The 15,886-nt window shown below is 40.3% G+C and carries 20 protein-coding genes; 18 read left to right on the plus strand and 2 right to left on the minus strand.

Annotated elements, in window-relative coordinates; all coding sequences use genetic code 11:
- Nucleotides 1-2: 2 nt before the first annotated feature.
- From CAP51_RS05315 to CAP51_RS05380, 14 genes are read left to right on the plus strand one after another with little or no spacing between them, the layout of a single operon-like run.
- The gene (locus tag CAP51_RS05315; RefSeq protein ID WP_087619678.1) at nt 3-287 is read left to right on the plus strand and encodes a helix-turn-helix transcriptional regulator; all 285 of its coding nucleotides are present in this window, start codon (nt 3-5) and stop codon (nt 285-287) included.
- A gap of 2 nt (nt 288-289) precedes the next feature.
- Nucleotides 290-676: a hypothetical protein gene (locus CAP51_RS05320; protein ID WP_087619679.1), complete on the plus strand. Its 387-nt coding sequence runs from the start codon at nt 290-292 to the stop codon at nt 674-676.
- Nucleotides 673-888, plus strand: coding sequence for a helix-turn-helix domain-containing protein (locus tag CAP51_RS05325; protein WP_087619680.1), 216 nt, complete (start codon nt 673-675; stop codon nt 886-888). The genes CAP51_RS05320 and CAP51_RS05325 overlap by 4 nt, the downstream gene beginning before the upstream one ends.
- Nucleotides 885-1,439, plus strand: a complete 555-nt coding sequence (locus tag CAP51_RS05330; RefSeq protein ID WP_087619681.1) for a BRO-N domain-containing protein — start codon at nt 885-887, stop codon at nt 1,437-1,439. The genes CAP51_RS05325 and CAP51_RS05330 overlap by 4 nt, the downstream gene beginning before the upstream one ends.
- Nucleotides 1,432-1,800 (plus strand): hypothetical protein, encoded by a 369-nt coding sequence (locus CAP51_RS05335; RefSeq protein WP_087619682.1) that lies wholly within the window; start codon nt 1,432-1,434, stop codon nt 1,798-1,800. Before CAP51_RS05330 ends, CAP51_RS05335 begins: the two co-directional genes overlap by 8 nt.
- 10 nt (nt 1,801-1,810) lie before the next feature.
- Nucleotides 1,811-2,503, plus strand: coding sequence for a Rha family transcriptional regulator (locus tag CAP51_RS05340; RefSeq protein WP_087619683.1), 693 nt, complete (start codon nt 1,811-1,813; stop codon nt 2,501-2,503).
- 1 nt (nt 2,504) lies between these two features.
- Complete coding sequence (locus CAP51_RS05345; protein ID WP_245809073.1) at nt 2,505-2,816, plus strand: hypothetical protein; 312 nt, start codon at nt 2,505-2,507, stop codon at nt 2,814-2,816.
- Nucleotides 2,809-3,168, plus strand: a complete 360-nt coding sequence (locus tag CAP51_RS05350; protein ID WP_245809074.1) for a hypothetical protein — start codon at nt 2,809-2,811, stop codon at nt 3,166-3,168. Before CAP51_RS05345 ends, CAP51_RS05350 begins: the two co-directional genes overlap by 8 nt.
- Entirely contained in the window at nt 3,161-3,457 is a 297-nt protein-coding gene (locus tag CAP51_RS05355; RefSeq protein WP_087619684.1) for a hypothetical protein, read from the plus strand. The genes CAP51_RS05350 and CAP51_RS05355 overlap by 8 nt, the downstream gene beginning before the upstream one ends.
- Before the next feature lie 3 nt (nt 3,458-3,460).
- On the plus strand, nt 3,461-3,751 hold the full coding sequence (locus CAP51_RS05360; RefSeq protein WP_087619685.1) for a hypothetical protein: 291 nt from the start codon (nt 3,461-3,463) through the stop codon (nt 3,749-3,751).
- A 3-nt stretch (nt 3,752-3,754) separates the two neighbouring features.
- A complete protein-coding gene (locus tag CAP51_RS05365) occupies nt 3,755-4,126 on the plus strand; it encodes a hypothetical protein (protein WP_087619686.1) in 372 nt (123 codons plus the stop codon).
- Nucleotides 4,107-4,418 (plus strand): CHC2 zinc finger domain-containing protein, encoded by a 312-nt coding sequence (locus CAP51_RS05370; RefSeq protein ID WP_087619687.1) that lies wholly within the window; start codon nt 4,107-4,109, stop codon nt 4,416-4,418. The genes CAP51_RS05365 and CAP51_RS05370 overlap by 20 nt, the downstream gene beginning before the upstream one ends.
- Nucleotides 4,419-7,217 (plus strand): DUF927 domain-containing protein, encoded by a 2,799-nt coding sequence (locus CAP51_RS05375; RefSeq protein WP_087619688.1) that lies wholly within the window; start codon nt 4,419-4,421, stop codon nt 7,215-7,217.
- Entirely contained in the window at nt 7,214-7,705 is a 492-nt protein-coding gene (locus CAP51_RS05380; RefSeq protein WP_087619689.1) for a hypothetical protein, read from the plus strand. Before CAP51_RS05375 ends, CAP51_RS05380 begins: the two co-directional genes overlap by 4 nt.
- Before the next feature lie 800 nt (nt 7,706-8,505).
- Here the strand turns inward: CAP51_RS05380 and CAP51_RS17590 are convergent.
- A complete protein-coding gene (locus tag CAP51_RS17590) occupies nt 8,506-8,640 on the minus strand; it encodes a hypothetical protein (RefSeq protein ID WP_281249247.1) in 135 nt (44 codons plus the stop codon).
- Between the two features lie 573 nt (nt 8,641-9,213).
- Between CAP51_RS17590 and CAP51_RS05385 the strand changes: the two genes are divergently transcribed.
- The 3 genes from CAP51_RS05385 (at nt 9,214) to fic (ending at nt 14,409) form a co-directional block, all read left to right on the plus strand.
- Complete coding sequence (locus CAP51_RS05385) at nt 9,214-12,468, plus strand: hypothetical protein (protein WP_087619690.1); 3,255 nt, start codon at nt 9,214-9,216, stop codon at nt 12,466-12,468.
- Nucleotides 12,469-12,543: 75 nt separating this feature from the next.
- Entirely contained in the window at nt 12,544-13,101 is a 558-nt protein-coding gene (locus CAP51_RS05390) for a hypothetical protein (RefSeq protein WP_087619691.1), read from the plus strand.
- Between the two features lie 198 nt (nt 13,102-13,299).
- Nucleotides 13,300-14,409 (plus strand): protein adenylyltransferase Fic, encoded by a 1,110-nt coding sequence (gene fic, locus CAP51_RS05395; protein ID WP_087619692.1) that lies wholly within the window; start codon nt 13,300-13,302, stop codon nt 14,407-14,409.
- 169 nt (nt 14,410-14,578) lie between these two features.
- Here the strand turns inward: fic and CAP51_RS05400 are convergent, their stop codons facing one another.
- The gene (locus tag CAP51_RS05400) at nt 14,579-15,277 is read right to left on the minus strand and encodes a VIT1/CCC1 transporter family protein (protein WP_087619693.1); all 699 of its coding nucleotides are present in this window, start codon (nt 15,275-15,277) and stop codon (nt 14,579-14,581) included.
- A 170-nt stretch (nt 15,278-15,447) separates the two neighbouring features.
- Between CAP51_RS05400 and CAP51_RS05405 the strand changes: the two genes are divergently transcribed.
- A complete protein-coding gene (locus tag CAP51_RS05405; RefSeq protein WP_087619694.1) occupies nt 15,448-15,840 on the plus strand; it encodes an RcnB family protein in 393 nt (130 codons plus the stop codon).
- The last annotated feature ends 46 nt before the right edge of the window (nt 15,841-15,886 follow it).

Genomic DNA, 15,886 nt, shown 5'->3' on the forward strand with positions numbered 1-15,886 from the left:
ACATGACATTATTAAATCAAGATCAATTCTTGCGAATCAAAGACCTTGCCAATTTTCCTAAACGTCCTGAACGTACCTACACATATAAAGATGGCAAACTCAAAGGCACAGTAAAGCGTATAGGCGCACGACAAGCCAGCAAAGGCATGATCGGCGTATCTGATAAAACAATATGGCAATGGGTCAAACAAGGTGAATTTCCGGCACCAATCAAGCTAGGCAATATCACAGTCTGGAAACTGTCAGAAGTACAGGCATGGATGCAGTCTAAAGGACTGGAGGCATAACCATGAATCTATCCAATGCCAGAAGCCTGATCGATCATTCAGCAGATCGGCTTAAACAGTTGCAACAGGAAGTTTATAGCCGTGACCTTGTCACCATTCCAGACCATAACGCATTAGGTGAAATCAATAAGTCACTGGTACGTGCGTATGAGCATTTAGACCTTGCTTTTGAAGCATCTACTGGTAAAGACAGCGCATATAGCGAACTAATGGAATATACCGAACTGGTACGCAAGCGCATTGCAGCTATTGCCGAGTATATCCGTCCATATCGCCTTAAGAATGAGCATGTCAGCGTGTACAGCGTACTTAACCTCATTCATGGGGAGCAGCAGGCATTTAATCATTTAGCCAATCTGATCAATCAGATTAAGGCGGTGCATGTATGAATACCACCCACCAGCAACAAATCTTAGCCCATCTCAAACAGGGCAGCACTCTCTCACAGGCAGAGGCAATCGATCTGTATAAATGCTACCGCCTAAGCAGTGTGATTAATCGTTTACGCAGCATCGGCCATGACATCGTAACGCATGATGAACCCAATCAAGGTAGTAAAGGGGTCCATGCCCGGTACGAATTAAAAGGAGTGGATGCATGAATCAAGTGACCTATTTCGATTTTAAATCCAATGCCGTGCGTATTGCATTTGATTGCAACAATGAGCCGTTATTTTGTCTGGCTGATGTTTGTAAGGTTTTAAATATCTCCAGATCGTCCGATTTATTACAAGTTCAAAGGGGGTATGTTAAAAACGAAACCCCTAAACGACACGGTGCGTTAGACCCATCGGGCGTACATACAATAATTGTTTCGACAAATGGCGGTAAACAGAAATTAATTTTTGTTGATGAGCCTAACCTCTATCGAATCATATTTCGATCCAACAAACCGGAAGCCTTGAATTTCCAGAACTGGGTATTTGCAGAAGTACTACCCTCAATCAGAAAAACAGGTACCTACAACGCACGCCAAGCAGCCTATGAAGAATTAAACCGCTTGTGTATGCAAGAAAAGCTATCTAAGGATAAAGGTACATTTCATAGTCATGGTATGCACCGCCGTAAATATGAAAAGCACCAAAACGCTGTACGCATTCAAACATGCAAGGTAAATATTCAACTTGGTTTTGAGGGGTTACACAATGATTGAACATGTAAACCCTGAGTTTTTTAAGGCCTTTGATCATTACAAGGCAATGCTTGCACAGTATGGAAATGACCACCCAATTACAGAGCAGGCATTCCTTTTAACGCTGCATTACACACCTGACCACATCAAAGCAGAGATGAATGCAAAGGCCAAGGAAATGAATCTATTGCCACCCGTCAGTGCCTATACCGATGATGGCCAACCCATGTATGACCTAAGAGATATTGCCCGGCACTTTGGTATTAGTTTTGAAGAAGCAGAGCAAAAACTACTATCCATGCTACACAACCGCCAACAGGTCGGACTATCCAATGACGGCGTTCTGATTAATTCAGATATTAATATCAACCGTGTGCAGTGAGGGCTATGCCATGAACCAATTATTAAAACCAATGCCAACCATGTCTAGCCGTGAAATTGCAGACCTGACAGACAAAGAACATAAAAACGTGAAACGTGACTGTGAAACCATGTTCAATGAACTCAGATTAGATATGCTCAATTTTGAGCGTATCTATCTGGATAGTATGAACCGCCCACAAGTGGAATATGCCCTACCTAAAGACCTAGTGGAAACCTTGATTACAGGTTACAGCATCAAGTTACGTTATCAGGTAATACAGCGATTGCATGAATTGGAAAGCAAACTGCAACCTAAACCATTATTACCAGAAGATTTACCCAGTGCATTACGTGCTTTGGCAGATACCCATGAGCAACTGCAACAAGTGCAATTTGAACGTGATATTGCTGTAAAAACCAAAGCCCATATAGGTGATAAAAAGACTGCAACCGCAATGGCAACGGCAAGCCATGCCGTGCGAGAGAATCAACGATTAAAAGACCAGATCGGGCAAAGTCGCAGTAATGCCACTATCCGATCAGTTGAAAACATGACTGATAAATCCTACCAGTGGCGACCATTACGAGCATGGTGTAAATCGTACGATGTAGAACCCTTAAAAGTACATGATGACCTTTACGGTACAGTGAAGTCTTACCCGGCACAGGCATGGAAAGACGTTTATAACGTGGATTTATCCGCATTGTTTGGGAGTATTTAACATGACCGAACAATACAACTATGTGGTAGCCGAGCTACGCCCATGCACAGATCAAGATGAATATACCGATATTGTTATCAACAATGAGTCTTACATCATCCATCGTTTAGATGCTTGCAAGGATTTAGATACAGCAATGTACACCGCTATCGACATCGAGCGTACACAGCCCAGTCATGCACACATCACCCTACACCATGAAAGCCTATTAAAGCTACTCAATGGCATTAATGGCGACCATGAGCCACAGCCACAACGAGAAGTATTTAAGTTACTGGCACTGGCCAAAGCACAGGGAGTAGATCATGAATAAAGAAATACTTTTGATTATAAAAAACCTGATTTTACTTATTTTTATCTGGTTAATTGCAGTTTTAATCGTTGCATCGTGCAGCAATGAAAGTTATGCTAGTACCGTTCACCCACATGGTGAATTAGCCTTGGTCGGCTATAACTTACAAGGCGCACAGTCCGCTTATCGGGCTTTTTTTGTGCGTATCATCTCTATGCGTTCGCATGTTATGGCGAAGCTGGAGAGGGACACGTTTACGTGTGCTGGTAACCTTGTAGACCAGTCGACCAACCCTTTTCAGCTTTGCCACCTAAATTACTTGGTCGTAATTGGTAAAGCTCCCAAACTACAAGGAGCGCATACTCATGCCTAACCAATCTATACACGCCATTCGTGCGACAGTTACTACTTACCGCAGCAATTCAGCCGTAGCATTTTTTGATACACCAAAGGATGCAACGCCACAAGACTGTAAGGAAATCACAGCCAAACTTATTGATCAGGCACGATCAGTTATACAAGGCATTGATAAAGACAGCCCAGATACAGACTGGTTATTCATTCAACTGGAATTGATCGACAGCTTACTTGCACAGGCATCTTGCTCAATTGACATGCTCGATATAGCCGAAGCCGTAGCAATGGCACAGGTGGAGGGCTAAGTCATGGATAAGTCAAATCAAAACCCTAAACCATACAATCCAGAGCTTGCCATTACCAGCAACTTCTATGTCCCTCATGCCGAAGCCAATCATCTTAATGCACAGGATGTTATTTATAACCTTGTGACCAGTGCTAAAAACATCTCTATTGCTTCATGGAATTGTTTTGATGATGGTGAAACTTTAAATATTAATCACAAGATCGTTGCCGAGCTTATTTTTGAAATTCAAACCAAATTAGAAATGATTGAGAAGCTACTCCCTATGGCATTTAAAGATGATGTGGAGGGTTAAGTCATGACAACAATTAATCATAACACTGACCAAGAATATTCAGCTAAAGCAATGTTGGCAGAAGCAGAGGCATGGCTCAATGCAGCCATGTTAAATAAGGGCTATTGCCATTATTTTGCCGTTGTTACGGCGGATGACAGCTCCCCTATTGGCTATCACCCATCAACAGAAAGCGAGTATTTTTATACCCTTGAGGAAGCATCGGCACATCAAGCAGCTTTAAGACAAGCCAACCCCAAAAGGGATTATTTACTGATTAGTGGTTCGGTCACTTCTCATTATCTTAAAAATGCACCTCATACAAAATGGGTGCAACAACATCAAGCACGATTACAAAAACTACAAGGGGCAGCCAATGAAATACAGCACCCCTAGACCTCCCCACTTAAACAATGGCAAGGGCTTAAATAAAGCCCTATTGCCAGACGTGCGAGAGTATTTGATAGCCCAAGGCATTGAACCCAAAGGGCGCACGCTATGGATTAAAGTCGTGTGTCCATTCCATGATGATAAAGCCCCTAGCCTAAGCATAAACACCCAAAAGGGTTGTTTTAAATGCTTTGCTTGTGAAGCCAAAGGCGGTGACATTATCGCCTTTCATATGCAGTTAAAAGGCATTGGTTTTGTAGAAGCCTGTAAGCAGCTTGGGGCATGGGAGGAATCATAAATGAATAGTAAAGTCGATATGTTTACTGGGCTTGATGATATACAGCAGCAGGCCGATCAATTTGCCCGGGGTTGGGTTGATAACGAGAACCAAAAGACAGGCAAAGGCTATATTTATGAATCAACCTTTGCTTATAGCGATGAACAAGGCCAGCCGATCTACTGGAAAGTCCGGGCAAAGGATTACAGCACAGGTGATAAGTTTATCCGGGCATTTTCCAGTGGTGAGCATGGTTTTAGGTATGGCGAACCTGACTACAGAGCCTTGTACCCACAAGGCAAAGGTAAAAAACCATTGTATGCACTTGGTCGCATTTCAAATGCTACCCATGATGATGTGATTTATATCGTAGAGGGTGAACAGAAAGCCGATTATCTCAACAGCTTGGGTTTATATGCGACAACATGCGGAGGCAGTAAAAATGCCAGTACAGCGCATTTAGAACCATTAAAACACTACCCTATTGTGGTATGGCCGGATAATGATGTCCCCGGGCAAAAATTCCTTGAGGACATTGCTGACCTGTTATTGAAGATCGGTTGTAGCGTGCGTCATGTGGTACTGGATAATCTGGAACTGCCTGTAAAAGGTGATGTGATGGACTGGGTACAGGCTAAAAACGAGAAAGGCTTGCATACCACACCAGATGATATACAAGCCCTTGAAACCGTGCCTTATACAGTATCACAGTCCAAGACAGAATCAAGCCCACACCATGCAAATAATGCGATTCCCAAAGGGCATTTAGCCGAACCCATGCAATTTGATAACGGCACGTTTGAGATATTACCTACTGGCGTGTGGTACACCAAAAAGAATAAGGGTGGTGATGAACGAACCACGTTTATCTCCAGCCCCGTGCTGGTATTGGCAAAGACCCGGGACGATAGCTCAAACGGTTGGGGACGATTATTACAATGGAATGATGATGCAGGCATTCCCCATACTTGGGCGATTTCTATGCAGCATTTCCAAACTGACGGCGCAGAGCTACGCAAGGCATTGGCAGATCAAGGCGTTACCATTGCCGTAAGTGGTTTTGAACGCACGTTATTCCAGACCTACCTTGCAAGCTACCCGATTGATCAATTTGCCTTATGTGTAGATCGTGTTGGCTGGCATGGTAATCAGTATGTATTACCGTGCGAAGTCATCGGACAGAATGCTAATCATGAAATCGTGGTTTATCAGTCTAATAACAGTGCAATCAATAAGTATCTGACACAAGGGACATTGCAGGACTGGCAACGATGTATTGCTAAACGTGCAGAACAGCATAATTTCCTTGTACTGGCATTATGCACTGCCTTTGCCGGGCAACTACTTGAACCTTTAAATCAGCAAGGTACAGGCTTTCACTTTAAGGGTAAATCCAGTAAAGGCAAAAGTACCGCCGTGTTTCTGGCCTGTACCGTATGGGGCAATCCAGAAAGCTATCACCACACATGGCGTAATACCAGCAATGCACTGGAACAAACTGCCTTTATGCACAATGATGGTTTACTGGTACTGGACGAGATAGGCGAAGTCCCTAATGCCAAAGAACTAGGCAATATCATCTATATGCTGATCAATGGCAGTGGTAAAGGCCGTATGAGCAAATCTCTCAATTTAAGGGATACCAGCCGATGGCGTTTAGTTTTCCTCTCCAGTGGGGAAAAGACCTTATCCGAACTGATGGGCGAAGCCGGGCAAAAATCCAAACTGGGGCAGGAAATCCGTTTAATCAATATTGATATAGATCAATCAGAATACGGTATTTTTGACAGTATTAATTTTGCTGATGATGCTGCCAAACAAGCCATATTGCTTAATAGCGATATAAAGCGATTTTACGGCACAGCAGGCAAAGCATGGCTTGACTACCTGACACAGGACAAAGATAGCAATACAGCCCACGCCAAGGCCTTGATTGATCAATACAGTAAGGCATTAACCGCAAACCATACTCAAGGGCATATCGTGCGAGTGGCCAATTACTTTGCACTGGTGGCAGCAGCGGGTGAAATGGCTACACAAGCAGGCATTACCACATGGCACCGAGGTACAGCCTTTAATGCAGTGCAGGCGGTATTTAATCATTGGCTAAGTAGCTTTGAACAGGTGGGCGATTATGAAGATCGGGAAATACTGGCACACGTTAAGGCATTTTTTGCCATGCACGGCAGTAGTCGCTTTGAACACATCGAGCAGAACATTCTACGCAATGCAGCAGGCGATGATATTACCCCACGCATCCATAATCGTGTTGGTTACTGGAAACAGGATAAGGACGGTAAAAAGTACCTTGTCTATCCAGAACTGTTTAAATCGGAAATCTGCAAAGGTTTTGATCATAAACGGGTGGCCAAAGTATTAAAGGCGCATGATTGGCTTGATTGTGATGATAAGCGACTATCAAAGGTCGTTCGATTACCGAATCAAGGCTTGGAACGAATGATGATTTTTATTGATAGTGAAATAGCCAAATTCTCTATTGATGCAGATGATCAAAATAAAAGTGGTAACACTGGTAACAGCGGTAACAACCTTGCTACACAAGGCTTTGAGAATGTTACCACTAATAAAACTAAAGTGGTAACAAGTGAAAAAGCGGTAACAAATGCAGAAAGTGACTGTTACCGCTTTAATGACTGTTACCAGTTACCAAATCAAAGCGGTAACAATGTGGAAGCTATACAGGACAAGCCTGTTACCAGTGTTACCGCTGTTACCACTTCTAAATCCCCCACCCCAGCAAAAAGTAAGTTAAAGACCAATGATGATACTGATAATCCGCAAGGAGAATTTGCATTATGAACGATCCAAAACAACTTATCGAAATGGCACAGCAATATGGCGCACGATTAAAGCGGATGGATGACCAGCAAATTAAAGTAACCAATGGTCAGCATCTACCACCTGAATTGATCGAGCAATTGAGGGCTAATAAAACAGCCTTGCTTAAATATCTGGAGCAATCATTTTTTGATGCAGCTTTACAACGTGCCTACCATGGTTATTTTTGGCTACTGGAACAAAAACAGCAGCAATGTAGATACAACAGACAACCATTGTCTGATGCTCATGTCAGCGTGCAGGAATGGCGACAATCTATAGCGGATGTTATTGGGCTAAATCCGTGCGAAGTCCAAACCATTGAGAACCTACTCATCAATAGCAGACACTTTCGTTATTACTGGAATGACCAGTACATCATGAGCATTGCCGAGTATGCCAATGATGATGACTACCATACGATTTACGAATATATCCATGCACCCAGCCGGGCATATTTAGCGAGTTGAAATCTAGTTTTCTCTAGTACCAATACTAACATTTACTAACAGCCCCTCTCATTGATTGGGGCTTTATTTACCTTGACAGCCCTTACTTTAAATTAGGTATAAAACCATTGCCAAACGTATATGCAGCAATAGTTTTTATAGTTTTGCTGTAATCTATATTTATCAAGGTACATCAAGGAAGAAATAGTTTTGTAACCAATCTATCCAAGTACATCCAAGTAAATTTATTTTGTTTTACCGCTATTTCTTTAAAATATTGATATATGCCAATAGCTGCAATGGTTATAGCCTTTTTATATTTTTCAATCCGTATAGCTACGTAAAACAAAACCGCTATTCCTGCATGGCCATAATCACCATGCAGACCTTTACGTCATTTTTGACGAAAAGCTACCATCACGGTTTTAGTGATACTTGAACAAATAGTACATGCACCAAATCATTTATTTATACCGCATTAAATTTTGTCAGAAAGTCACAATTTAATAAATTAAAACAGAGGCTTAATTCAACTATGGTGGAAATCACTACGGTTGCTAAATATTTTACTTTTTTTGTCTTACGCTGTGCCATGTGAAAAACCCTCCAAATCTATACAGCCCAATGACTTTGGTTAGATATTGATTATTGGTTTTGTAAGACTACGTAAGACAAAATAGGCAAAGGTTTTGTAACCATTTCATCAAGGTACATCAAGGAAGAATGGCGAAAATGTGAAAGCACAGTACATAAATGGGTGCTGAAAACCTTATAAAACCTATGGTTGCACAAGCCATTTATTTACACCGTGTAGCCCCTTTTTATAGGAGTGCAAGTGCGTTATTCACTTCATTAATCATAACTTGCCATTCACTATCAAGTTGTTTACTCCATTCGATAAGATCAGACATAAATTGATCCTCATCAAACAAAGGGAAATCCAAATCTAAATTCATCTCGATTAATTCCATATATTCACATCTTTTATAGGACGGGAAATTGATTTTAATTTCAAGTTTTTTCAAGTTTAGATGTCAAGTTTTGTCAGGTTCTAACGTGTTCAAAAAGTCTAAACCTTGCTACCTCTATTTACAAAATACTTGATGGAATGACATATGCCACCAATACAATAAAAGGCGTGGGCGTGCGAGGCATAGCGATAACTACACAAAAAATGTAGTCCAAACAATACAAGGCGTGCGAGGGAGAATAAAAAAGTAGTATTTCTAGCCTGTGAAAAAAATCAAAACATGGGTAATCTTGGGGTAGTTTGATCATTACCTTGATTTGAGGAGATGATACCTCTTACTTCCTAATCTGATCCAATCTTGTTGTTTAAATTTCCAATCAAATACTAAGTTTTACTAAGTAATATTCTTAAATTTTTATGATAATAAATTCGTGAAAATATTTTGTAATATATTGTTTTTAAATGATATTTATAAGATAAATTAGTTTTTTAAAATGTGATTTAATGATAAAATTAGAACATATTTTAATCATGTTTTTTATAAAATGGGACGAATAACATGGCAGAAGCAAAAAGTCGATTAGTAATAGAAATCAGCACCGAATATGCCAAGCGTAATGCAGAGCAATTTGCAGAATCTTTAAAACGTATGCAGGAACAAGGCGAAAAAGCTGGCAAGCAAGTAACCGATGTAGGTAATAAATCTAAAAGTGCAAGTACTGGTATAAAAAGCCTTGGATCCACTACCGAAACAACAGCAGACCAAATTTTAAAGATGCGGCAAGAAGCTTTAGAATTTGCCAGAAATAATAGTTTGGATGCAAGAATTAGAGGAACTACAACTAATTTAGAAAAGTTTAGCTCAAACTTTAATTTAGCAAAAATCGCTGTGGCTGGATTGGGTGGTGCACTTGCCGGGTTATCATTGAATAGCGTCATGAATTTTGCAGATCAATTAATTACCAAGGGTAATGAGATTGAAAAGTTTGCAAAATTATCAAATTCAAGTATCCAACAATTTCAATATTATGCGGCTGGTGCAAATACTGCCGGCATTAGCATGGAAAAGTTTGCTGACCAGATGAAGGACGTACAAGATCGTATCGGGGACTTTGTCAGTACGGGTGGCGGACCATTAAAAGACTTTTTTGATGTTATTGCCCCACAGGTTGGCGTGACCATTGAGCAGTTTAGAAAACTAAGTGGTCCCGAAGCATTACAGCTTTATGTGGATAGCTTACAAAAAGCCAATGCCGACCAAAATGACTTTAAATTTTACATGGAAGCAATCGTTAGTGATTCTTCACTACTATTACCTTTGCTGGAAAATGGCGGTGAGGGCTTTAAAAAATGGGGGGAAGAAGCTAAACGTGCCGGTGCGATTATGTCGGATGATATGGTCAAACAACTGGTAGAGGCTAAGGAGAATTTACAGGTTCTCGATCTACAGTGGCAAGGCTTTCAGGCGAATATGGTAAATGATGCATTTCCTATCCTCCAGTCCTTGCATGATAACTTTGATACGATTAAGGCTGCCGCAGTCGCTTTAGGTGTAGCAATTAGCACAAAATTAATAATCCAAATGGCGCAAACCACAGCAAGTTTTATTGCCGCCAATGCTCAAGCAATACGGTATCAGATGACCCTGGCAAGTATGGCAGGACAAGCCACTACAACCGCAGCGACTATGGGTGTATTACGTGGTGCATTAGCATTGGTTGGTGGTCCCGTAGGGTTGGGCTTATTAGCAGTTCAAGGTGTGGCGGCAGGTGCAGCATTTTATGCTATGAAGGAAGATAGTGATAATCTCACTGCATCACTGGGTAATCAAGATTCTACAATTCAGGAATTAGCAGCATCATATCTTAAACTTGATGCAGCCCAACAGCGTGTAGCCTTTAGAGAGGCGAAAGAGGATGTAGACAAATATTCAGAGCAGCTTGAAAAGCTAACCCATCGTATGACCATGCACTGGAGAGAAAGTAATTTTGCAAGTGAAAGTGCAAGGAAGTTGGCCAAGGATTTTTATGATGGAAAAATCGACTTAGATACTTATGTAAATGGGATGCAGACAGCAACCGGTGTGAGTAAAAGCCAACGTGAAGTTTTAGATGAACTCTCAATTAAATATAATACTATTTCTGGAAATATAGATTTTGCTCAAAAAAGTATTGATGCAATGACAAATGCTCAAAATCTAAGTATTGGCTCCATATCATCATTAACCCAAGAACTATTGAATCAAGCCAATGCATTTAACCAGTTGGCAGCACAAGGCAATGTAGCAGCTCAATCTGTAGCTGGTTATATGAGTTTAATTAATGGCTTTACTGGGGCGGCTATAGCATCCCAAAGCTGGAAACCTAAGCCTACTGGAGTAGTGGTACCGCCAGCACCAGCCAAAGTGCCTAAGGGTAAATCCGGCCGATCCGGTGATAGCGAGGCAAAAAAAGCCAAACAAGATGCACAGCAAATTGAAGATGAAAAACTGAGAATCGAATATGAATATGCTGACAAAGCTAAACAGATTCGCATGGACCTACAGGCAGAAACATTGCGATTAGATAAATATGGCATGTCGCAATATATTAGCCTTGCTAGGCAAAATATTTTAGATGCACAGAAATTATATGATTTGAATTTGCAATATGAACTGTCTGAATACCAGTTAAATGAACAAGAAAAATTAACAGCCCAAAAGAAAATTAAAGAGGAAGAAATCAAGCTAAGTCGGGAGTATGACGAACAAGAAAAGGCTTTTAGATTAAGGGCATTAGAGGATCAATATAAATATGAAATTGATTTATTCAGAAAAACCCAACAAGCGAAATGGATTGAGGCACAAAAGGCGGTGTATGGTAGGCAGCAAGTCGCATCGGACTATATTAGTCAACTCACAAACCCCAATCTTTATGCAAGCCAACAGTTAGAGCGTCAAAAATTTGATGATATGGCTGGATTAAAATCTGATTACAGCAATGAGCGAACCAGTATTTTTGATCTTGGGCTTGATGAGGAAACGCAGCACCAACAATTGCTTGATGCTCAAAAGCGATATTTAGATGCTAAACAGGCAATGCAGGAAGAGTATGCTTTACGTGAGGAGGCATTACGGCAATCGCAGTTTAATGGTCAGCTTAGTGCTTATGGCACAATGTTTGGAAGTCTTAGCAGTATGTTGAAAGCATATGGAGATGATTCTAGTTCGATCTATCGGTCACTTTACTCGGCACAGCAGTCTTTCGCACTAGCTCAAGCTGGAATAAATGTTTATAAGGCCACATCAGATGCTTATGCAAATGAACCGGGTACAGTTTGGCAAAAAATGGGTGCGGCCGCTTTAGCAGCGGTTGAAAGTGGGACTTTTGTTTCATTAATCCAAGCAGCTACCCCTCAAGGATTCTCAACAGGTGGCCCAGTCAAAGGCCCCGGTACTACAACAAGCGATTCAATTCTCGCACTCTTATCTAATGAAGAGTATGTACTCAAAGCAAAGGCTGTAAAAGGTATTGGTATCGACACGGCCAACTATATCAACAAATATGGTGAATTGCCGGCATTCGCTACTGGTGGTTATGTTGGTGATAGAGAAATTCGCACAGTAAATGCTATTCAAAGCCAAAGTGCTGTAGTGCAACCGAAAGTTACGGTCAACAATTATTCATCTGAGAAAGTTGAAACATCGACTGGTGCAGATGGTGAATTGATAGTGACGATTGGTAAGGTGGCTCAAACAATTGCACGCAATGAAGTCGATAAAAGGTTTAGACAGGAACAAATGCAGGGCGGCGTACTGTCTAAGCTTAAACGATAAGAAACTATCCTCAAGTTGAAATTCATCCAATAATAGTGAATTATTGGGTGGATTTTTAATTATTATGGAAAGTTAGTGAAAAAAATATTATTGCTTTGTGTTTTACTGTTATCTGGCAATGTGTTTGCTTTAGCGAAATACGATCCAGTTTGTAAAGTAAGTGGTTTTGATAATTCAAAAATCTGTAGTGTTAAAAGTTATGGCGTATTTGTTTATGATAAACCTACGGTATTAAGTTCTGTATCAATCGGTGGTATATGGACAAGTGCAAATCCTGAAAATATTGCTATAACCATTGATCTAGGAGATATTTCAGCCACGATTGATTCTATATCATTTAATTTAAATGGCAAAATATCTACATTTCAAGTGCCTTTGGGTGAAAGTAGAGCAACATTTCAAGGGGGCAGATTATGGAAAACATCCGCAATGGTGGTTGTGCCTGTAGAGTTTGTAGAACAGTTAATTAATGATCAAACAGCAAAATACAGAGTATCAACTGTTTCAAATGGATATAGAGAAGGTGCATTTTATTCAAGCAAAGGTGAAACTGAACCTGTTAAGACATTAAGGCTACTTATTGAGAAATCGAAAATTAAACAGATTGATAGCAAAGTGGTGTCAAAAGATTAATAACAGTAAATTTTTACCCACCGCTTGATCGGCTATTACAGTTGATTATGTTTACAGTATCGACATGACTTAAACCTCATGTCGATTTTTTATGATTTTATCGACATGACACTATAAATATGTTTATGCTATCGACATGATAGTACCCTCATGTCGATTTTTATAAGTTTTATCGACATAACAATAAAGGTTAAGACGATGACAGCATGGCAAGCAGCAAGCCCATATAATGAGTTACCGGTATTACCACCTATGCAGGATGTAGAAACCAAAACAGTTTTAAAGCTATGTATTGAAGCTAGGGCAGCTTTGGCAGAATTAAAACAGGCTGGTGAATTGATACCCAACCAAACGATCCTAATTAACATTATTCCCTTACTGGAAGCAAAAGATAGTTCTGAAATTGAAAATATTGTCACCACAACAGACAAGCTATTCCAACATGCACAGGGCAATGAAGAACAAGCCGACCATGCGACTAAAGAGGCCTTAAGATATCGCACGGCATTGTATAAAGGCGTGCAATCCATCAAAGACCGCCCATTAAGTACCGGTACTGCCATTGAGTTATGTCAAACGATTAAGGGCGTTGATTTAGATATTAGAGCCACAACCGGGACGGCATTAAAAAACAGCTATACAGGTGAGGTCATCTATACGCCACCAGTGGGGCAGGATACCATCCGTAACTTACTAGCAAATTGGGAAACCTTTTTGCACTATAACGATGAGCTAGATCCTTTGATTAAAATGGCAATTGCTCATTATCAGTTTGAAGCAATACATCCGTTTATTGATGGTAATGGACGTACAGGACGTATTTTAAATATTCTGTATCTGATGGATTGCCAATTACTTACCTTGCCTATTTTGTATCTAAGCCGTTTTATCATTCAAAACAAAGCCAAATACTATGAACTGCTTTTGAGTGTAACTACACAAGAAAATTGGCAGGAATGGGTTTTATTCATGTTGCAGGCGGTTAAGAATACCAGCGAATGGACGATAGCCAAGATCAATAGCATAAGACAATTACATGAACATACGATTGAGTACATCAAAGCCCATGCCGACAAAGTCTATTCACGGGAATTGGTAGACATTATTTTTGAACAGCCGTATAGCCGAATATCAAACCTAGTAGATCGAGGTATAGCAAAACGGCAGGCAGCATCCACTTATCTAAAAAAATTGGTTGAAATAGGCGTACTGGAGGAAATGAACATAGGAAAAGAAAAACTATTTTTACATCCAAAATTATTACAGCTACTCACCAGTGACGACAATTCATTTATCAGATATGGATAAAATCAGAGGGTACTTTTGCGTATTGTTGGTATTTTTGTTGGTATAAATAATATTTAAATTATCAAAACCATTGCCACACAATGATTACAGCGGACTATTCGATTGTGCTTGACTCCACCATTAATAAAACCATCATATTATCCATTCATCATTTAAATTTTTCTTTCTCTTAGATCGTCACATTAAATAAAGAACCAATCCAACTCGTCACGATCATCGCCAACATACCCCATAGTGAAATTCTTAATGCACCTTTCATTAAGGATGTGCCTGCCAGATAGCTCGAAATCGCCCCTAATGTTGCCAAAGCAATAACACCCACCACAATAATACCCAGACTTAACCATTGATGAGGAATCAACAAAATGGATAACGTCGGTAATAACGCCCCTAAAGAAAAAGAAATTGCTGAGGAAAAAGCAGCCTGCACAGGTTTTGCCGCAGTTTGTGCATTGATACCGATTTCATCTCGCGCATGTGCTTCCAGGGCATTATGTTCGGTAAGTTTGACTGCCACCTCATGGGCAAGCGCGGCATCCAGTCCACGATGTATGTAGATATTGGTTAACTCCTTTAATTCCATTTCAGGGTTCTTGTGTAATTCGTGGCGTTCCATGGCAAGATCAGACTCTTCAATATCTTCTTGAGATTTAACCGAGACATATTCTCCCGCTGCCATAGAAATTGCCCCAGAAATCCAGCCTGCAAGACAAGTAATGAGTAAGACCTGTGTTGTCACCCCGGTAGCAGCCATACCTGTGACTAGACTGGTCACAGAAATAATGCCATCATTTGCGCCCAATACAGAGGCTCTTAACCAGCCTAAGCGTTCAATATAATGTTTTTCTTGATGGTGTGATTGTGACATGGCATGTACCGATTTTATGATCAATTAATTTGGGCTAATATTTTGAATATTATCAGCTCATTCATCTTTTCTACATCATTTTCACGTATTAATAAAACTTTATCCATTGGCACTTCTTGTATGATTTTTAGTATGCTTATACGTATAATCTTGACATAGGGTTGATCAGTATGAAATATCTAGGTAGCTTATTATTTGTAAGTTTATCGCTATTACCGATCCAACCTATTTTTGCAGCGCCACAAGATGACGGCAGATCCTTTGATCAACGAAATCAATCCGAGTCAGATTATAAACCACAAATCAATCGGGATGACTTTCGTAAACCCCGGGATCAACGCCGTCAGGACAATGACGATTCATCACGTTATCATGAAAAATTTTACTGGAAGGCAGGCGCAACTTTGCCTGAACAGTATCGCTCTGCCAATCATCAGATTGATTATAGTAATAATCCAAAACTCGCACCACCAACACGTTATCAACAATGGATCAAAGTTAAAAATAAATATGTGTTGTTAAATGTGATTACCAATACCATTATCAAAGTTGTACCAGAATAATCAGCATCATTTAAATGTCATAAACCACGCCTTTTACTCATCCGGT

Source organism: Acinetobacter populi (assembly GCF_002174125.1).
Classification (GTDB): Bacteria; Pseudomonadota; Gammaproteobacteria; order Pseudomonadales; family Moraxellaceae; genus Acinetobacter; species Acinetobacter populi.